We start from the raw sequence: 18068 nt of genomic DNA on the forward strand, positions 1-18068 counted from the left end.
CATGTTCGGCAAACGCGGCAATTCAGGTTCCGGCATCGGGCGCTCCCCCTCTCCTGGGGCGCCGACGCTTGACCGCGCGCCGCCGCCGGCCGCGGCGCCCGTCGCCCGTTCGCCTGAGCCGGCGCGCGTTCCCTCGGTGTCCTCGCCGCCCCTCGCGCCGTCGGCGCCGTCGGAGGACCGCCAGCGCTCGTCCAGCTTCTACGAGACCAAGAGCCAGGTCTTCGGCGCCCTCATCGAGGCCATCGACCTCTCCCAGCTCGCCAAGCTCGACGCCCAATCGGCGCGCGAGGAAATCCGCGACATCGTCAACGAAATCATCACGATCAAGAACATCGTGATGTCCATCGCCGAGCAGGAGGACCTGCTCGAGGACATCTGCAACGACGTTCTCGGCTATGGTCCGCTCGAGCCGCTGCTCGCCCGCGACGACATCGCCGACATCATGGTGAACGGCCCCAGCACGGTCTACATCGAGGTCAACGGCAAGATCTCCAAGACCGGCGTGCGCTTCCGCGACGGTGCGCAGCTGATGAACATCTGCCAGCGCATCGTCAGCCAGGTCGGCCGCCGCGTCGATGAATCCTCGCCCATCTGCGACGCGCGCCTGCCCGACGGCTCCCGCGTCAACGTCATCGCCCCGCCGCTGGCCATCGACGGCGCCGCGCTCACCATCCGTAAGTTCAAGAAGGACAAGCTCACCCTCGAGCAGCTGGTGAAGTTCGGCTCCATCTCGCCCGAGGGCGCCGAAATCCTGCGCATCATCGGCCGCGTCCGCTGCAACGTCGTCGTCTCCGGCGGTACCGGTTCCGGCAAGACGACGCTGCTGAACTGCCTGACGCGCTACATCGATTCCGACGAGCGCATCATCACCTGCGAGGACGCCGCGGAGCTCCAGCTGCAGCAGCCCCACGTGGTGCGCCTCGAAACCCGTCCGCCCAACCTCGAGGGCGAGGGTCGCGTCACCATGACCGACCTCGTCAAGAACTGCCTGCGTATGCGTCCCGAACGCATCATCGTCGGCGAGGTCCGCGGCCCGGAGGTGTTCGACCTCCTCCAGGCCATGAACACCGGCCACGACGGCTCGATGGGCACGATCCACGCCAACTCCCCGCGTGAATGCCTGTCGCGTATGGAATCGATGATCGCCATGGGCGGCTATTCGCTTCCCGCCAAGACGGTGCGTGAGATCATCGTCGGCTCGGTCGACGTCATCGTCCAGGCCGCCCGCCTGCGCGATGGTTCCCGCCGCATCACCCACATCACCGAGGTGCTCGGCCTCGAAGGCGACACGCCGATCACCCAGGATCTCTTCGTCTACGAGATGCTGGGCGAGGACGAACACGGCAAGATCGTCGGCCGTCACCGTTCCACCGGCATCGGCCGGCCGAAGTTCTGGGATCGCGCCCGCTACTACAACGAGGACAAGCGCCTGGCCGCGGCCCTCGATGCTGCCGATGCCGGCGAGCCGATGAGGTGAGGCGATGATCCCGCTCGACACCCTCGCCGTTTTCGCCCTGGCCACCATCAGCGCCGGCGGCCTCGCCTATGCGCTGATCTATCCCTTCCTCTCCGGCGAGGTGAAGGCCGAGGCCCGCCGCGACGCCGTCGCCGGCACGCTCGCCCGCCCCACCCGCGCCCCCAGCAAGGCCGAGGAGGCGAGCGCCAAGCGCGTCAGCGTCGAGGACACGCTGAAGGAGCTGGAGCGCAAGCAGAAGAACTCGGCCAAGCCACCGCTCAACATCCGTATTTCGCAGGCCGGCCTGACCTGGACCACGCGCCAGTTCTATATCTTCTCGGCGGTGCTTGCCCTCGTCGGCGCGCTCATCCCGGTCTTCATGGGGATGCCGCTCTACATGCCGGCGGCCTTTGCCGTCGCCTTTGGCCTCGGCTTTCCCCAGTGGTTCCTGAATTTCAAGAAGAAGCGCCGCATGATGGCCTTCCTCAACGAGCTCGCCAACTCGGTCGATGTCATCGTCCGCGGCGTCAAGGCTGGCCTGCCGCTCGGCGACTGCCTGCGCATCGTGGCGACCGAGTCGCAGGAGCCGGTGCGGACCGAGTTCCGCCACATCATCGAGCAGACGGCCCTCGGCATCCCGCTCCACGAGGCGGTGTTGAAGCTCTACGAGCGCATGCCCGTCGCCGAAGCCAACTTCTTCTGCATCGTCGTCTCGATCCAGCAAAAGGCGGGCGGCAACCTTTCCGAGACCCTCAGCAACCTCTCCAAGGTGCTGCGTGACCGCAAGAAGATGAAGGCGAAGATCGTCGCCCTGTCGCAGGAGGCCAAGTCCTCCGCCGCCATCATCGCCTCGCTGCCGCCCGCCGTGATGTTCTTCGTCTACCTGTCGACGCCGCAATACATCTCACTGCTGTGGTCGACGGACATGGGTCGCCTGCTGCTGGCCGTCTGCCTGTTCTGGATGTTCACGGGCGTGATGGTCATGCGCAAGATGATCAATTTCGACTTCTAGAGGGGCGGAAGCCATGCTGAAGCTCGTCATCGAGAAGCTCCACGACCGCGATTTCATCGTGCAGATGCTCATCGCCATCGCGGTCTTCGCGACGGTGCTGACCTTCGCAATGCCGCTTATTGCCGGCGACAACCTCAACAAGCGCATGAAGGCCGTCTCGGTCGAGCGAAGCCGCATCCGCGAGCGTGAGCGCGCGCGCCTGGCCGGTGGCGAGCGGATTTCGGTGCGACATACGCCCAAGGCCTGGATGAAGCGCATCGTCGACGGCCTGCAGCTCGGCAAGCACCTCGCCCAGGAAGAGGCGCGCGAGAAGCTCGTCCAGGCCGGCTATCGCGGCCAGGCGCCCTACATCATCTTCCTGCTGTTCCGCCTCATCGTGCCCATCGTCACGGTGCTGGCAGCGCTCGTCTATCTCTTCGCCGTCAACGACATGGGCCAGCCGGCGGTCGTTCGGGTGCTGCTGTCGCTCTTTGCGGCCTATATCGGCCTGCAGCTGCCGATGCTGTTCCTCAAGAACAAGATCGACAAGCGCAAGCTTTCCATCCGCCGCGCCTTCCCCGACGCCCTCGACCTGCTGCTGATCTGCGTCGAGAGCGGCATGTCCATCGAGATGGCGTTCAAGCGCGTCGGCGTCGAGATCGGCACGCAGTCCATCGAGCTCGCCGAGGAACTGGCCCTCACCACCGCCGAACTGAGCTATCTGCAGGACCGGCGCATGGCCTACGAGAACCTTGCCAAGCGCACCGATCTCGATGGCGTGCGTGCGGTCACCATGGCCCTCATCCAGGCCGAGCGCTACGGCACGCCGCTGGCCAACACCCTGCGCGTCATGGCCCAGGAAAACCGCGACATGCGCATGTCCGAGGCCGAGAAGAAGGCGGCCGCGCTGCCGCCGAAGCTCACCGTGCCGATGATCGTCTTCTTCCTGCCGTGCCTCTTCGTCGTCATCATGGGCCCGGCGGCGATCCGCCTCACCGGCGCCAACTGACGCTTCAGGTCGGCCCCGCCTTAGGTCGGCCCCGCCTCGATCGGCATCGTGTCGAGGGGGGCGACCTCGTCAGCCTCCGCGGTCCGCTTGCCCGGCACGCCGGCCACAACGCTGGCTTCCGCCAGCCGGCGATAGAGGTTGCGCACCCGTCGCACCGGCCACCAGTCGTAGAAAAGGATCTGGGCGGGTCGCCAGTTCGCGACCCAGCCGAAGACCGAGATGCCGTCGCGAAGCCCCTCGCGCCAGCCGTCCGGCAGCGACGAGGCATCGACGCCGCGTGACAGCACCGTGCAGAAGGCGAGCACGCACAGGCCGATGGCGAGCGAGGCGACGCCGGTGCGCAGGAGCTGGTGAAGGTTCTGGTCCTCGCTGGAGGCGAGGCGGGTGAAATGGGCGCGCACCACCTCCTGCAGCCGCGCCACCGCCTCCGCCGAGGCGGGCTTGCCGCGAATGCTCAGGGCGATGACAAGGTCCGCCTTGCGCGGCGCGTACCAGGCCTGCGAGGAAATGTACTGCGCCGCCGTCGAGTTCAAGCTGAACTCGTGGAAGGGCGACGGGTCGAAGGTCGAGAAGAGCTGCTTGACGTCGTGGACGTCGAGACCGATCCGAGCCTTGTGGTCCATGGAACGCTCCCGTCGCCGGCGCCGCCCAACGCTGCGCGCGGGGCCCGGGTGTCAGGCCCGCGCCAGTTTCTCGCGCCGCATCAGAAGCCATCCAACGATGGCGAGGTTGACGAGGTTCCACAAGATGCCGTTGACGAAGGCAGCCTGGTAGGAGCGCGTCAGGTCATAGATGACGCCAGAGATCCAGCCGCCGAAGGCCATGCCGAGCAGCGTCGCCATCAGCGCAATGCCGACCCTTGTGCCCGCCTCGGCCGGGGAGAAATATTCGCGCACGATGATGGCGTAGCTTGGCACGATGCCGCCCTGGAACAGGCCGAACAGGATCGAGAAGATATAGAGCGGCGTCAGCGCGTCCGAGGTGAGGAAGAGCAAGAGCGCGGCGCCCTGCAGGGTCGAGCCCAGCAGCAGGGTCGAGAGCCCGCCGATCCGGTCGGCGACGAAACCGGAGGCGACGCGGCTGATGATGCCGAAGGCGAGCATCAGCGACAGCATCTCAGAGCCGCGGGCGACGCCGTAACCGAGGTCGGCGCAATAGGCGACGATATGCACCTGCGGCATCGACATGGCGACGCAGCAGGCGATGCCGGCGATGGCGAGCAGCACCATCAGCACATTGGGCGAGAGGCCAAGCGCCGCCGGCGAGGCGCTGCGGGCGAGGCCCGTGCCGGCGGCCAGCGCGGCCGGTGGCTTCTGCCGCAGCAGCAGGGCGAGCGGCACCATCAGTGTCACCGTCGTGGCGGCGATGATGATGTGGGTCATCCGCCAGCCCACGGCGTCGAGGGCGAAGCGCACCACCTGCGGCCAGACCGCGCCGGCGAGATAATTGCCGGAGGCGGCGATGGCCACCGCGATCCCCCGGCGGCGGTCGAACCAGAACGAGACATGGGCGAGCAGCGGCCCGAACACCGCCGCCGAGCCGAGGCCGATGAGCAGGCCATGGGCGAGGGCGAAGACCCAGATCGACGGGGCAAGGCCGGCGACGAGATAGCCGGTGCCGAGCAGCAGGCTGCCGCCGATCACCGGCGCCATGATGCCGTAGCGGTCGGACAGCCGGCCCATCAGCACGCCGCCGCCGGCAAAGCCCAGCATGGCCAACGTGTAGGGCAGGGAGGCGGCGCCACGGCCCGTGCCGAAATCCGCCTGCACCGCCGGCATGACCACCACCACCGACCACATGCCGACGCCGCCGATCGTGCCGAGCGCCAGGGCGATCATCAGGCGGATCCAGGCCGGCCGGCTATCGAGGGCGGAGGCGGGGGCCTGGTCGGGCGAGGGAGCGGAAGACACGGAGCGACGACCTGCCGGCAGGAGGGGGGAGGCGGACGCTATCACCCTGCCGCTGCCCACGACAGCGGCGGCGCTGCGCAACCGATGTGCAGTGGCGCGAGGTCTCGCCTCAGCCGGACTGACGACCGCCGAGCGCGCCTGCGAGGGCCGCGCCGAGCCAGGCGCCGATCATCGCCATGCCGCCGACCGGCGCCGCCATGGGGAAGAGCGCATGGCCGGTGAAGGTGCGCATGGCGAGATCGCCAGCGAAGAGCACCGTTCCCACAACCAGCGCCCAGGCGGCGATGCGGGCGATGGCGTCGTGCAGCAGTCCCGTCTTGCGGCCGAGAGCGATGGCGAGCACGGCGGGGGCCTGCAGCGACAGCATGGAGGCGGCGACCTGCAGGCTGGTGCCGGCATAGGCATGGCTTGCCATGGCGGCGAGGCCGACGCCGGCCGCGCCCATGAGGCCGGCGCAGAGGACGAGGAGACGGGTGGCGGTCATGGCGGGCCTGCTGTCGGACGGATGAGACCGTCACGTCGCAGGCCGGCGCGAGCGCGTCAATCCACCGGGACGACGGCGGGCATGGGCATGGGGAGCGGCGGCGCCGGCCGGATGAAGGCCGACTTGCCCGGCCCCTGGCGCAGCGCGATCAATTCGGCCTCGATCTGCTTCTCGGTCAGCGTCCGGTAGCGCCGGAGCAGCGCGCGGGGATCGGGCGCGGGCCGCCGCCAGCGCCGGCAGAAGGACGAGACCAGCGAGACGAAGATGTTCTCATCCAGCGCCACGGCCTTGGCCATGGCCTCGAAGGGCTCAACCTTGCCGCGCGCCAGCGCCGCGATGAGCACGTCGCGCGGGATGCCGAGCGTCTCGCCGAGCAGTTCCACCGCCGGGATCACCTGGTCGGTGGCGGCGAAGACGGTCATGGCCTCGGCCAGCGAGCGCGTGCCGGTCTTCACGTCGCGCCGCACGTCATGGGCGCTGTCCTTGCAGTCCTGATGCAGGCGCATCCGGCGGATCTTGTCCGGGATCGCCTCGGAGGCGATGCGCTGGGCCTCCCTCACGGCCTCTTGGTCAAGCCGCTCGTAGAGCGTCGCCTTGAGGTGGTCGGGGACGACGAGGGCGAGGCGTCGGGCGTCCTCGGCCTCGAGTTCGGGCCGGTTGCACAGCTGGATCTGCAGGGGCAGGTCATGGGAGGCGCGGGTGACGAGGCGCGAGAAGGCCTTGCGCGACAGGGTGACATAGCGATTCGAGGCGAGGCTGCGCACGGTGCGCGCGTCGCCGGCATCGGCCAGCGCATCGGCAGCCTCCGGCGTCAGGTCCTCGCGCTCGGCCATGATGCGCGTGTCGATGAAGCGGCGCTGCTTGCCGAGATTGGCGATGGTGGAGGCGTCGGGCGTCGCATGGCCGAGCGAGATCTCGGCGACGAGCTCGGCATCCTTGTCGATGACGCCGAAGGTACGCGGCAGGTCGAGGTCGAGGGCACCGAAGGCGCGGGCGAAATAGACCCGCTTGTCGATCGGCATGGGCGGCAGGAGATGCGCCACGATGCGGTCGAGGCGTTCCTGGGCTTTCGGGGAGGGGCGCGGACGGTCGGGCCCGAACTGGCCGAGGATGCCGGTGACCAGGGCCTGCTGCGCCAGCGGCGGCAGCTGCTCCACCGCGGCGAGGACCTGTTCGACGGGATTTTCGAGCGAGGGCAGCATGCAAACCCCTTGGGGGATCGGGAGGTACAACCATGCCGCCGCGATCGATAACGTTGGGTAAATGCGATCGTGGGTCGTATGATTGTCTGGTCCTCGTCAGGGATCGGTTCATCCAAACATTAAACCATATGGTTGACTCAATCGGTGGGCGGGCGAATATTCAACCACATGGTTGAACAAAAGCACCCCGATCTCGATGCCGTCTTCCACGCCCTCGGCGACCGCACCCGCCGCGCCATGCTGCGGCAGCTGGCCGAGGGCGCGTGCAGCGTCGGCGACCTTGCGGCGCCCTGCGCCATGTCGCTGGCCGCCGCGTCCAAGCACATCCGCGTCCTGGAGGCGGCGGGGCTGGTGAGCCGCGAGATCCGCGGCCGCACCCATCTGTGCCGCCTCGCGCCCGGGCCGCTCGCCAGCGCCCATGCCTGGATCGGCTTCTACGAGCGGTTCTGGAACGGCCGCCTCGCCATCCTCGAAGACCTGTTGCGGCAGGAGATCCCGCAAACCCCGCCAAATGGAGACACGCCATGACCAGCACCACCACCGCCGCCCCGGACGCCTATGCCGCCGTGACCGAGCCAGCGACCCTCACCATCCGCCGGCTGCTGCCGGCGCCGGTGGAGCGGGTCTGGGCCTATCTGACGGAGGCGGAGCTGCGCCGCCGCTGGCTGGCCGACGGCGTGATGGACCTGACGCAAGGCGCTGGTTTCGAACTGGTCTGGCGCAACGATTCCCTGAGCACGCCGAGCGATCCGCGGCCCGATGGTTTCCCGGCCGAGCACCGGATGGAGAGCCGGATCTTGGAGGTCAGGCCGCCGGTCCGCCTCGTCTTCAGCTGGGGCACGGCCGGCGGCAGCGTCGCCTTCGACCTGACGCCCAGCGAGGGCGGCACGCTTCTCACCGTCACCCATCGCCGTCTCGCCGAACGCGACGCCATGCTCAGCGTCTCCGCCGGCTGGCACATTCATCTGGACGTGCTCGCGGCCCGCCTCGCCGAGGCGCCGCTGCCTTCGTTCTGGTCGAGCTGGAAGCGGCTCAAGGACGATTACGCCGCCCGCCTGCCGGACTGACGCCGCTAGAACCGGATCGCGGTCGCCCGGCTGCGCAGGGTGACGATGCGCGTGGCGCCGAGCCGCCGGGTCAGGCGGCTCGCCGTGCCCGCCCCGGCGCCATGGCCGCCCAACGCCCGGTAATGGCCGGCGGAGATCAGCAGCCCCTGGTCGGGATCGGCGCCGCGACCGAGCCACAGGCCGAGCCGGGCCCGCGTCTGCCGCAGGGCGGCAGCCATGCCGTAATCGTCGGTTCCGAGGGCGAAGATGGCGGCGCGTCGGTCGCTCTCGCCGCGCCGCGTGACCTGGTCGAGGAAGGCGCGCACGTCGCGGATCCACCCCTCGTCCAGCACCACGCCCGGCGGCAGGAACAGCAGCCACGGCGCCTTGGCGCCGGCGGCCGCCGCGGCGAGCCGCGCTCCCGCATCGGCATCGCCGCGGATGAACCGGCATCCGGCCACGTCCGCCACCGTCTCGGTGCCATCGCGCGAGCCGCCATCGGCGACGATGGCCTCGACGATCAGACCGTCCGCCGCCCCAGATACCAGCGAGGCGAGCGTCGGCACCAGACGGCGTTCATCGTCGAGAGTGGGGATGATGACGGTGATCACGGGCGGGGAACATTCCTGTTGCAGCGCAATATTACCGTTCCGCGCTGCATTCATCCAGCCTTCATCCGGCCGTCATGAAAAGGCCCGGTGGCGTTGCTGAATCCGGCCGCTGTTGATATGGCGCCGCGAAAGCGCCTAAAGAGACGCGCCGCAGCATCGGGGGCTGAACGCTCCCGGGCGACAGCGTGACGGGATCGGGACATCGACCATGGCACAGTGGGTCTACACCTTCGGCGACGGCAAGGCCGAGGGACAGTCGAGCATGCGCGACCTTCTCGGTGGCAAGGGGGCCAACCTCGCCGAGATGTCGAACATGGGCCTGCCCGTGCCTCCCGGCTTCACCATCACCACCGAAGTCTGCACCTGGTACTACGCCAATGGCCGCTCCTATCCGGCCGAGCTGGCGGCCCAGGTCGAGACCGGCCTTGCCCAGATCGGCAAGCTCACCGGCAAGGTCTTCGGTGATGCGGCGAACCCGCTGCTGGTCTCGGTGCGCTCCGGCGCCCGCGCCTCCATGCCCGGCATGATGGACACGATCCTCAACCTCGGCCTCAATGACGTCACCGTTGCGGCCCTCGCCAAGGGCTCCGGCGACGAGCGCTTCGCCTATGACAGCTACCGCCGCTTCATCCAGATGTACTCGAACGTCGTGCTCGAGGTGGACCACCACAATTTCGAGGAGATCCTCGAGGTCTACAAGGAGCGCAAGGGCCTGACCCTCGACACCGACCTCTCGGCCGATGACTGGAAGCACCTGGTCGGCGAGTATAAGCGCCGCGTCGAGGAAGAGACCGGCAAGCCCTTCCCGCAGGATCCGCGCGAGCAGCTCTGGGGCGCCGTCGGCGCGGTGTTCTCGTCCTGGATGAACCAGCGCGCCATCACCTATCGCCGCCTCCATGCCATCCCCGAGAGCTGGGGCACGGCGGTCAACGTCCAGGCCATGGTCTTCGGCAATATGGGCGAGACCTCGGCCACCGGCGTTGCCTTCACCCGCAACCCCTCGACCGGCGCCAAGGAGCTCTACGGCGAGTTCCTCATCAACGCCCAGGGCGAGGACGTGGTGGCCGGCATCCGCACGCCGCAGAACATCACCGAGGTCGCGCGCATCGCCGCCGGCTCCGACAAGCCGTCGATGGAGAAGGCGCTCCCCGAGGTCTACGAGCAGTTCATCGCCGTCGCCGCGACGCTTGAGAAGCATTACCGCGACATGCAGGACCTCGAGTTCACCGTCGAGCGCGGCAAGCTGTGGATGCTGCAGACCCGCAACGGCAAGCGCACGGCCAAGGCGAGCCTCAAGATCGCCGTCGACCTCGCCAACGAGGGCCTGCTCACCCGCGAGGAAGCGGTTGCCCGCGTCGAGCCGGCCTCCCTCGATCAGCTCCTTCACCCGACCATCGACCCCAAGGCCGAGCGGCGCGTGCTCGCCACCGGCCTGCCGGCCTCCCCGGGCGCCGCCCAGGGCGAGATTGTCTTCAATTCCGACGAGGCCGAGGCGCTGAAGGCCGGCGGCCACAAGGTCATCCTGGTGCGCGTCGAGACCAGCCCCGAGGACATCCACGGCATGCATGCCGCCGAGGGCATCCTCACCACCCGCGGTGGCATGACCAGCCACGCGGCCGTTGTCGCCCGCGGCATGGGCAAGCCCTGCGTCTCCGGTGCCGGCTCGCTGCGCGTCGACTATGCCAGCCAGACCATGACGGTCGCCGGCAAGGTGCTGAAGAAGGGCGACGTCGTCACCATCGACGGCTCCACCGGCCAGGTCCTCCTCGGCGAGGTCGCCATGCTCCAGCCCGAGCTCTCCGGCGAGTTCGCCACCCTGATGGGCTGGGCCGACAAGGTGCGCCGCCTGAAGGTGCGTACCAATGCCGAAACGCCGGCGGATGCGCGTGTCGCCGTGACCTTCGGCGCCGAGGGCATCGGCCTCTGCCGCACCGAGCACATGTTCTTCGACGAGGAGCGCATCGTCGCGGTGCGCGAGATGATCCTCGCCGACGACGAGAAGGGCCGCCGCGCGGCCCTCGCCAAGCTGCTGCCCATGCAGCGCTCGGACTTCGTCGAGCTCTTCGAGATCATGGCCGGCCTTCCCGTGACCATCCGCCTGCTCGATCCGCCGCTGCACGAGTTCCTGCCCCACACCGACGCCGAGATCGCCGAGGTCGCGGCCGCCATGGGTGCCGATCCGCGCAAGCTGAAGGCTCGGGCCGAGGAACTGCACGAGGTCAACCCGATGCTCGGCTTCCGCGGCTGCCGCCTCGCCGTGGCCTATCCCGAGATCGCCGAGATGCAGGCCCGCGCCATTTTCGAGGCGGCGGTGATCGCCGGCCAGAAGAGCGGCCGGCCCGTCGTCCCCGAGGTCATGGTGCCGCTCGTCGCCACCAAGACCGAGCTGGATCTGGTCAAGGCGCGCATCGTCGCCATGGCGGAGGCCGTCATGAAGGAGACCGGCGCCAGCCTCGACTACATCGTCGGCACCATGATCGAACTGCCCCGCGCCGCGCTGCAGGCAGGCAAGATCGCCGAATCCGCCGAGTTCTTCTCCTTCGGCACCAATGACCTGACGCAGACCACCTTCGGCATCTCGCGCGACGACGCCGCGAGCTTCCTCAATCCCTATCTCGCCAAGGGCATCATCGAGATCGATCCCTTCGTCTCCCTCGACCAGGACGGCGTCGGCGAGCTCGTCTCCATCGCCGCCGAGCGCGGCCGCAAGACCCGTCCCGACATCAAGCTCGGCATATGCGGCGAGCATGGCGGCGACCCGGCCTCGATCCACTTCTGCGAGAAGGTCGGGCTCGACTACGTCTCCTGCTCGCCCTTCCGCGTGCCCATCGCCCGCCTCGCGGCCGCCCAGGCGGCGCTTGGCAAGGCGGCGGCGAGCCAGGCCTGATCCATTCCTCGGACGCGCCGCCCCTGAGGCGGTTCGTCACCTTCGTCGCGGTTGGCGGGGCGGAGCCTCTGTGCGAGGCTGCGCCCCGTTTCCGTTTAAGGCCGCATGTGATCCCATGACCGACGAGACCCGCCCCTCCCTGCCGTTGCCCGGCCTCGTCTTCGTCGCCGGCATGCTGGTGGCGGGCTTGGCCCTCGCCTTCCTGCTCAAGGCCTATCCGGCCCTCGGACAGGCCATTCCCGGCCTGATGTGGCTGCTCGGCGTCGCCCTTGTCATCGACATCGCCATCAACACACTCGCCATGCAGGGCCGCATCGCGGCGCCTCTCGCCATGCCCTGGCGCTTTGGCGGCTATTTCGCCGGCGCGATCCTGCACACGCTCGTCGCCGCACAGCTTGGCTGAGCCCATGGTGCCCGGCTCCATCGCGGCGGTCCGCGCCGGCGGCAAGCGCGCGGTGGCGGCCGCCCTCGCCGCCATCGAGACCGCGGCGGGCACGCCTGAGCTCGCCGCCTTTCTCGATGCCGCGACAGCCGAGGCGCGGGGCGACACGCTCGGCCTGACCGGGCCGCCGGGGGTCGGCAAGTCGACGCTGACCAACGCCCTCGTCTCCGCCTGGCGCAAGGCCGGCGAGACCGTCGGCGTCATTGCCGTTGATCCCTCGTCGCGGCGCACCGGCGGCGCGCTGCTCGGCGACCGGGCCCGCATCTCCACCGATCCCGCCGACCGCGGCGTCTTCGTCCGCTCCATGGCGGCCCGCGACCGGCTCGGCGGCCTCTCCGACCAGACGGTGGCGGCCATGGTGGTGATGCGCGCCGTCTATGACCACGTCCTCATCGAGAGCGTCGGCATCGGCCAGTCCGAGGCGGATGTCGCCATGGTGGCCGACACAGTGGTGCTCTGCATCCAGCCGGGCTCCGGCGACAGCCTGCAATTCATGAAGGCCGGGGTCATGGAGCTGCCTGACGTCATCGTCGTCACCAAGGCCGATATGGGCGCGCCCGCCCAGCGCGCCAAGGCGGATGTGGAAGGGGCCCTGACCCTGGTGGCGCGCGAGGCCGGCGGCTGGACGGCGCCGGTGGTGCTCGTCTCCTCGACCACGGGGGAGGGCCTGGACGCGCTCGCTGCGGCGATCGCCGGGCATGGCGCCCATCTTGCCGAGGGCCGGCGTGCCGCCCGCCGCGCCGCCCAGCAGCGGCACTGGGTGGAGGAGGCGCTGCGCACCCGCTTCGGCCATCGCGGCCTTGCGGCGGTTGCCTCCCGCATCGATGGCGGCAACCCCTTTGCCAGCGAGCACGCGCTGGCGCGGGACCTTTCGGCCCGCCTCGGTTGACGCATTAACGCCGCCTCAACCTTACCTCGGCGATAACCTTAGCAGGCGGTGACCGCGCTGTTCGACGCGGGATGCCGATGGCGTGTGGCGTTTGCGTGGAGTGCGTGGGGTATGCGTGCGTTGCGTCGGCGTTCGTCGCCTGTGTCCCGGACCGCGGTGCTTGTCCCCGGTCTTGCGGCGTCTTTTCTTCTCGTCTCCGTCCAGCCCGTCGCCTACCAGGACCTCGTGAGCTATCTCGCGCGGAAATCCGGTGTCGACCAGACATGGCGCCGCCACGTGGCGAGCCTTGTGCGCCCCTCCACCACGGTCGCCGGCTTCGTCTTCAGCCGCCCCGCCAGCGCCCGCGAGTTCGAGGCGCCGCGCCCGGTTCTCGCCAGTCTCTCGGCCGGCCCGGTGCCGGACCTGCGCCGCGACGGCCACCGGCCCGGCCCGGCCCTCGGATCCGGCATGGACCGCGCCGTGATCTATCCCGTGCCGAACCGCGAGGCGAAGGGCGATCTCCTGCTGGAGCGGCCGCAACTGCGCCTCAGCATCGGCCAGCTCGAGACCGATCCCTCGATCTTCGTGCCGCCGGCGGACACCAGCCAGGCCTCGCGCTTCGTGCCGGCCCCGGCGGATGACCGCGGCGACGCAGAGCATTCCCTCCTTTCCCTCGGCGGCCTTCAGCTTGCCGCCGTCTCGCCCGGCCTGACGCTCGACGACCGGCCGGCCGGCGCCATGCTCGGCCTCGGCATGGGCCCGCTCGCCACCGTCCCGCAGGAGGACGCCGACGAGGCGACCGCCGCCGCGCCCGTTGCCCCGCGCTTTGCCGAGGAGCTCGATGGCGAGAAGGCCGGCATCGCCATTGCCGGCAATGGCCCCATCGCCCGCTCCGGCGCCGGCTTCGGTGCGCCCTCGGTGCCGCTGGAAAGCGCGCCGTTCCGAGTCACCACGACCCACGAGGCGGTGCCTGGTTTCGATCCGATCCTCGGCCCCTTCGCCACCGATAACCGTGGTGACCGCCCGGATTCGCTCCTCGCCCGCCTGCTCGGCCGCAGCGAGCCGCGCCCGACCGATGGCCCGGTCCTCGCCCGCCCGCCGGTCGCGAGCGGCCCCAGCGTCCATCCGGCCCTCGCCCTCGGCCTGACCGGTGCCGCCCATGGCCGCGCCGAACGCTGCCTCGCCGAGGCGGTCTATTGGGAAGCGCGCTCCGAGCCCGAGCGCGGCCAGATGGCCGTCGCCCAGGTCGTGCTGAACCGCGCCGTCTCCGGCTTCTATCCCCGCGACGTCTGCGGCGTCGTCTACCAGAACGCCCATCGCTATCTCGCCTGCCAGTTCACCTTCGCCTGCGAGGGTCGCCGCAGCCTGGTGCCGACCGAGGCCGGCCCCTGGACCCGCGCCAGCCAGATCGCCAAGGACATGATGGCCGGCCGCACCTGGCTGCCCGAGGTGGGCCACGCCACGCACTACCATGCGACCTATGTCCGTCCCTGGTGGGCGCGGTCGATGAACCGCCTGCAGCAGATCGGCATTCACGTCTTCTACCGTCCCCGCAACTGGGGCGCCGGCCCCCGGATCGAGGTCGCCCGCGCCGCCGGCGACGAGAGCTGAGGCTTCCGCGGCTCGGCGAGCCGTCCATAAGTCTCCCATGGCCCCGCCACTGCAGACCTTCTCCCCTCGTGGGAGAAGGTGGCGCCGTCAGGCGCCGGATGAGGGGGGCTCGACGTGCCCCCTCACCCGCCCGCTGCCGCGGGCACCCTCTCCCGCAGGGGGAGAGGGCTCGTCGATCGCATGGAGCGGTCAGCCTCGCCGCGGCTGCCATGCCCGGTACCCACTTCCTGCTGACTCCCCCTGTCATCCGAAATTGGTATGGAAGGCATCACGGCTTTTCGCTGTTCGCGAATGGTTATCGCTCTTACAAAAGCGAACCGTGTAGCTGCACGACGCCCGGAGCTCCCCCATGACCGCCACGGCCCCCTCCGATCGCCCGGTGTCTGACCCCTCCTGGCGCACGCCCTTCGTCATCATCCTATGCGGCTGCCTCATCGGCCTCCTGTCCTTCGGCCCGCGCTCGGTTGTCGGCATGTTCCTCATGCCGATCTCGACCGACAACGGCTGGACCCGCGACATCCTCTCGCTCACCATCGCCATCCAGAACCTGATGTGGGGCGTCGGCCAGCCCTTCGCCGGCGCGGTGGCAGACCGCTTCGGCACGCTGCGCGTCTTCTGGGTCGGCGCGATCATGTATGGCCTCGGCCTCGCCTGCATGGTGCTGCCGCTGCCGCCGCTGGCCATGCACGTGCTCTCCGGCACGCTGGTCGGCCTCGGCCTCGCCGGCGTGTCGTTCAACCTGGTGCTGGCCTGTTTCGCCAAGCTGCTGCCGGAGTCGAAGCGCGCCCAGGCCATGGGTGCCGGCACCGCCGCCTCCTCCTTCGGCCAGTTCGTCTTCGCCCCGCTCACCCCCTTCCTCGTCGATCTCCTCGGCTGGAAGGCGGCGCTGCTGATCTTCTCCTGCGTGCCGCTGGTCATCATCCCGCTGTCCTTCGCCCTGGCCACCAGCCCCTCGTCGGGCCAGGGCCAGGGCACGGGCGCCGAAATGAGCATCGCCGCGACGCTGAAGCAGGCCTTCGCCCATCCGAGCTACGTCTTCCTCGTGATCGGCTTCTTCACCTGCGGCTTCCAGCTCGCCTTCATCACCACCCACTACCCGACCTATCTGAAGGACCTGAACATGCCGGCCTGGGTCGCCGGCTCGGCGCTCGCGCTCATCGGGTTGTTCAACATCGTGGGGTCGCTGGGGGCCGGCTGGCTTGCCGCGCGCATGTCGAAGCGCTGGTTGCTCGCCTATATCTATTTCGCCCGCGGCGCTGCGGTCATCCTGCTCTTCGTCTTCCCGCCCTCGACGGCGCTGGCCCTCGTCTTCGCCGCGCTGATGGGCCTGCTCTGGCTGTCCACCGTGCCGCCGACCTCGGGCCTCGTCGCCCTGATGTTCGGCACCCGCTATATGGCGATGCTCTACGGCTTCGTCTTCTTCTCCCACCAGGTCGGCGGCTTCCTCGGCGCCTGGCTCGGCGGTGTCATGTACGAGCGCACCGGCTCCTACGAGGTCATGTGGTACCTGAGCATCCTCTTCTGCATCGGCTCGGGCCTCATCAACCTGCCGATCAAGGAACGCCCGGTCGCCCAGCCGGCACCTGTCCCCGCGGAGTGATCGCGGTGGCGCCTGACGAGCGGTTTCCGATCTGACTGCATCAGATCGGCCGCTCTATCTCCCTGTTTTCTCGCATCATCTCATCCATCAACCGGTGCCCACTTGATGGGATGATGCTCTATCGCGCCACCAGCACCTGACGGCAGGCCTCGGGCAGCTGCGCCATGGTCACCGGCGGCGGCGGCCGCCAGTTCGGGTTCGGCCGCGGGTTCAGGACTTCCTCGGTGAACCACCAGTCCAGCTCCGCGCCGCAGCCGTCGCTGGTCGGCGGCGGGTCCTGCGGCCGGCATCCGGCGCTGCCCGCCGGGCAGCCGATGCGGATATGCATGTGGTAATTGTGGCCCGGCACCGGGCGGACCCGCGACAGCCAGGAGCGGTCACTCCCAGCCTCGCGGCAGAGCGCCCTCTTGATGGCGGCATTGACCAGCACCCGCTCCACCGCCGGATCGGTGGCAGCGGCGCGGATCACCTGCAGGTGGTCGCGCGTCCAGGTGGCAGGATCGATGTCGCGCCGGTCGGCCCGCACCATGTTCACCGCCGAGGTCATCTCCCGCTCCTCGGTGCTGAGCGACCGCCGCGGCATGGGAGTGAGCCAGATATCGGCGTCGAGGCCGATCTGGTGCGAGGCATGGCCGGTGAGCATCGGCCCGCCGCGCGGCTGCGAGATGTCGCCGACGAGGATGCCGGGCCAGCGCGAGACCTGCGGCACCTTCTTCGCGAAACGCTCCAGGAAGGCGATCATGTCGGGATGGCCCCACATGCGGTTGCGCGACAGGCGCATCACCTGCCAGGTCTCGCCATTGACCGGCAGGGCCACCGCGCCGGCGACGCAGCCGCGCGAATAGAAGCCGAAGGCGCGGGCCTCCATGGGAGCTGCCGCCGTGGCACGGCCGAACAGCTCCTTGGCCGCGAGATTCGGATCGTTGGGGTTGGCGAGCGGCGGCAACGGCCGCGGATTGACCGTGCCGCGCTCCTGCGCCGCGGCGGCGGAGCCAAGGAGCGCGAGGGCGGCGAGGGCGAGGGCAAGCGGGCGCGGCATGGGTCGGGACCGGGGGATCGCAGGAGGCTGTGGTGAAGCCTAGTCAGAAGTCGTTAACCATTCCTCACGCCACTGCAATCGTCCGGACCGCCGCAGCCGGCCCTTAAGGTGAATCCCGCATCCGGCTTTACAGACCCCTTCCGCTGCGGAATCGTGGCGCTGCAAGGCCCGCAAGGGAACGTCTGTTGGTATCGCGTCGGAGGGGAATTCCATGCGCGTCGTCCATTGCCTGGCCGCACTGATCGTCGGCCTGTTCGTCTGGTCCGCCGAGGCCGCCGCCGCCATCGTCGTCAGGGTCGACAAGAGCACCCAGACCATGCGCGTCATTGTCGATGGCGAGCATCGCTATACCTGGGCGGTCTCCACCGGCCGCGCCGGCTACAACACCCCCAACGGCACCTATTCGCCGCAGCGGCTCGAGCGTAGCTGGCACTCCCGTAGGTACGGGATGGCGCCGATGCCCCATTCCATTAGGAGCTACAATTAACAGGTGTTCCCTAAACGATTGAGAACGCCTGTTTACCTCGTTCAGAGTGAATATAGGAGAACACCCGCTAGCCGGCGCGTCCCTAGTACGCTAAGCGGCACTGTTCCTAGGAAGCCCCTAACCCCTGAAGTTCGCTTGCAAAACGCATAATGAGCGCGTTCCCTATCGAGGTGACTCGGGAACAGGGAACGCAACATTGGCATACAGGATCGCCAGTCCCGCTATTTTGCCCGTGTCGGTGACCACGACATATGGACCGCAGGCGTCCGACGTCAGGCTGTCGTACTGACGTTGCCCCTCTGGGATAATCCAGTTTGAAGTTCGTTCTGGCCCATCGAGAGGACCAGAACATGAGGCGCAGCCGCTTCACGGAAGAGCAGATCATCGGGATCCTGAAGGAGCACGAGGCCGGGATCCCGGTCTCG

At 68.9% G+C, this 18068-nt stretch carries 17 protein-coding genes; 11 read left to right on the forward strand and 6 right to left on the reverse strand.

The annotated features are described in order from the left end of the window. Position 1: 1 nt before the first annotated feature. The 3 genes from O9344_RS14710 to O9344_RS14720 are packed head-to-tail and all read left to right on the forward strand — an operon-like array spanning position 2 to position 3456. Positions 2 to 1477, forward strand: a complete 1476-nt coding sequence (locus O9344_RS14710) for a CpaF family protein (RefSeq protein WP_298478781.1) — start codon at positions 2 to 4, stop codon at positions 1475 to 1477. Positions 1478 to 1484: 7 nt separating this feature from the next. Continuing rightward, positions 1485 to 2468, forward strand: a complete 984-nt coding sequence (locus tag O9344_RS14715) for a type II secretion system F family protein (protein ID WP_298478836.1) — start codon at positions 1485 to 1487, stop codon at positions 2466 to 2468. 13 nt (positions 2469 to 2481) lie between these two features. Beyond that, the gene (locus tag O9344_RS14720) at positions 2482 to 3456 is read left to right on the forward strand and encodes a type II secretion system F family protein (protein WP_298478784.1); all 975 of its coding nucleotides are present in this window, start codon (positions 2482 to 2484) and stop codon (positions 3454 to 3456) included. A gap of 20 nt (positions 3457 to 3476) precedes the next feature. On the opposite strand, the gene O9344_RS14725 is transcribed toward O9344_RS14720, so the two are convergent. The 4 genes from O9344_RS14725 to O9344_RS14740 all read right to left on the reverse strand — a co-directional run bounded on the left by O9344_RS14725 (position 3477) and on the right by O9344_RS14740 (position 7052). Next, entirely contained in the window at positions 3477 to 4079 is a 603-nt protein-coding gene (locus tag O9344_RS14725; RefSeq protein WP_298478787.1) for a hypothetical protein, read from the reverse strand. Between the two features lie 51 nt (positions 4080 to 4130). Beyond that, positions 4131 to 5294: an MFS transporter gene (locus O9344_RS14730; protein WP_298478839.1), complete on the reverse strand. Its 1164-nt coding sequence runs from the start codon at positions 5292 to 5294 to the stop codon at positions 4131 to 4133. 181 nt (positions 5295 to 5475) lie between these two features. Next, on the reverse strand, positions 5476 to 5850 hold the full coding sequence (locus tag O9344_RS14735) for a DUF423 domain-containing protein (RefSeq protein ID WP_298478790.1): 375 nt from the start codon (positions 5848 to 5850) through the stop codon (positions 5476 to 5478). A 56-nt stretch (positions 5851 to 5906) separates the two neighbouring features. Next, on the reverse strand, positions 5907 to 7052 hold the full coding sequence (locus O9344_RS14740; RefSeq protein ID WP_298478792.1) for a DUF2336 domain-containing protein: 1146 nt from the start codon (positions 7050 to 7052) through the stop codon (positions 5907 to 5909). 168 nt (positions 7053 to 7220) lie between these two features. Between O9344_RS14740 and O9344_RS14745 the strand changes: the two genes are divergently transcribed. Together O9344_RS14745 and O9344_RS14750 are read left to right on the forward strand one after the other, a co-directional pair. After that, positions 7221 to 7580, forward strand: coding sequence for a metalloregulator ArsR/SmtB family transcription factor (locus O9344_RS14745; protein ID WP_298478795.1), 360 nt, complete (start codon positions 7221 to 7223; stop codon positions 7578 to 7580). Next, entirely contained in the window at positions 7577 to 8119 is a 543-nt protein-coding gene (locus O9344_RS14750; protein ID WP_298478797.1) for an SRPBCC family protein, read from the forward strand. Before O9344_RS14745 ends, O9344_RS14750 begins: the two co-directional genes overlap by 4 nt. Positions 8120 to 8124: 5 nt before the next feature. Here O9344_RS14750 and O9344_RS14755 read toward each other — a convergent pair whose 3' ends face one another. Then, positions 8125 to 8709 carry a glycosyltransferase gene (locus tag O9344_RS14755; protein WP_298478800.1) on the reverse strand — a complete coding sequence of 195 codons (585 nt, stop codon included), beginning with the start codon at positions 8707 to 8709 and terminating at the stop codon, positions 8125 to 8127. A gap of 208 nt (positions 8710 to 8917) precedes the next feature. Here O9344_RS14755 and ppdK point away from each other — a divergent pair, with 208 nt between their 5' ends. The 5 genes from ppdK to O9344_RS14780 all read left to right on the forward strand — a co-directional run bounded on the left by ppdK (position 8918) and on the right by O9344_RS14780 (position 16117). Then, the gene (gene ppdK, locus O9344_RS14760) at positions 8918 to 11596 is read left to right on the forward strand and encodes a pyruvate, phosphate dikinase (RefSeq protein WP_298478803.1); all 2679 of its coding nucleotides are present in this window, start codon (positions 8918 to 8920) and stop codon (positions 11594 to 11596) included. A 115-nt stretch (positions 11597 to 11711) separates the two neighbouring features. Then, positions 11712 to 11999, forward strand: a complete 288-nt coding sequence (locus O9344_RS14765; protein WP_298478806.1) for a hypothetical protein — start codon at positions 11712 to 11714, stop codon at positions 11997 to 11999. Next, positions 11992 to 12927 carry a GTP-binding protein gene (locus O9344_RS14770; protein WP_363321943.1) on the forward strand — a complete coding sequence of 312 codons (936 nt, stop codon included), beginning with the start codon at positions 11992 to 11994 and terminating at the stop codon, positions 12925 to 12927. The genes O9344_RS14765 and O9344_RS14770 overlap by 8 nt, the downstream gene beginning before the upstream one ends. A 156-nt stretch (positions 12928 to 13083) precedes the next feature. Beyond that, a complete protein-coding gene (locus O9344_RS14775; RefSeq protein ID WP_298478809.1) occupies positions 13084 to 14517 on the forward strand; it encodes a cell wall hydrolase in 1434 nt (477 codons plus the stop codon). 349 nt (positions 14518 to 14866) lie between these two features. Continuing rightward, positions 14867 to 16117 (forward strand): MFS transporter, encoded by a 1251-nt coding sequence (locus O9344_RS14780; protein WP_298478812.1) that lies wholly within the window; start codon positions 14867 to 14869, stop codon positions 16115 to 16117. A gap of 118 nt (positions 16118 to 16235) precedes the next feature. Here the strand turns inward: O9344_RS14780 and mepA are convergent, their stop codons facing one another. After that, on the reverse strand, positions 16236 to 17156 hold the full coding sequence (gene mepA, locus O9344_RS14785) for a penicillin-insensitive murein endopeptidase (RefSeq protein ID WP_298478815.1): 921 nt from the start codon (positions 17154 to 17156) through the stop codon (positions 16236 to 16238). 211 nt (positions 17157 to 17367) lie between these two features. Between mepA and O9344_RS14790 the strand changes: the two genes are divergently transcribed. Continuing rightward, positions 17368 to 17643, forward strand: a complete 276-nt coding sequence (locus O9344_RS14790; RefSeq protein ID WP_298478818.1) for a L,D-transpeptidase — start codon at positions 17368 to 17370, stop codon at positions 17641 to 17643. Positions 17644 to 18068 lie beyond the last annotated feature (425 nt).

Source organism: Phreatobacter sp., assembly GCF_027532945.1.
Taxonomy (GTDB): domain Bacteria; phylum Pseudomonadota; class Alphaproteobacteria; order Rhizobiales; family Phreatobacteraceae; genus Phreatobacter.

What these genes read in the sequence shown, in the direction of transcription:
- O9344_RS14710 (WP_298478781.1), top strand. Translation starts at nt 2, where the DNA reads ATGTTCGGCAAACGCGGCAATTCAGGTTCCGGCATCGGGCGCTCCCCC.
- O9344_RS14720 (WP_298478784.1), top strand. Translation starts at nt 2,482, where the DNA reads ATGCTGAAGCTCGTCATCGAGAAGCTCCACGACCGCGATTTCATCGTG.
- O9344_RS14725 (WP_298478787.1), bottom strand. Translation starts at nt 4,079, where the DNA reads ATGGACCACAAGGCTCGGATCGGTCTCGACGTCCACGACGTCAAGCAG.
- O9344_RS14730 (WP_298478839.1), bottom strand. Translation starts at nt 5,294, where the DNA reads ATGATCGCCCTGGCGCTCGGCACGATCGGCGGCGTCGGCATGTGGTCG.
- O9344_RS14735 (WP_298478790.1), bottom strand. Translation starts at nt 5,850, where the DNA reads ATGACCGCCACCCGTCTCCTCGTCCTCTGCGCCGGCCTCATGGGCGCG.
- O9344_RS14740 (WP_298478792.1), bottom strand. Translation starts at nt 7,052, where the DNA reads ATGCTGCCCTCGCTCGAAAATCCCGTCGAACAGGTCCTCGCCGCGGTG.
- O9344_RS14745 (WP_298478795.1), top strand. Translation starts at nt 7,221, where the DNA reads ATGGTTGAACAAAAGCACCCCGATCTCGATGCCGTCTTCCACGCCCTC.
- O9344_RS14750 (WP_298478797.1), top strand. Translation starts at nt 7,577, where the DNA reads ATGACCAGCACCACCACCGCCGCCCCGGACGCCTATGCCGCCGTGACC.
- ppdK (WP_298478803.1), top strand. Translation starts at nt 8,918, where the DNA reads ATGGCACAGTGGGTCTACACCTTCGGCGACGGCAAGGCCGAGGGACAG.
- O9344_RS14765 (WP_298478806.1), top strand. Translation starts at nt 11,712, where the DNA reads ATGACCGACGAGACCCGCCCCTCCCTGCCGTTGCCCGGCCTCGTCTTC.
- O9344_RS14780 (WP_298478812.1), top strand. Translation starts at nt 14,867, where the DNA reads ATGACCGCCACGGCCCCCTCCGATCGCCCGGTGTCTGACCCCTCCTGG.
- mepA (WP_298478815.1), bottom strand. Translation starts at nt 17,156, where the DNA reads ATGCCGCGCCCGCTTGCCCTCGCCCTCGCCGCCCTCGCGCTCCTTGGC.
- O9344_RS14790 (WP_298478818.1), top strand. Translation starts at nt 17,368, where the DNA reads ATGCGCGTCGTCCATTGCCTGGCCGCACTGATCGTCGGCCTGTTCGTC.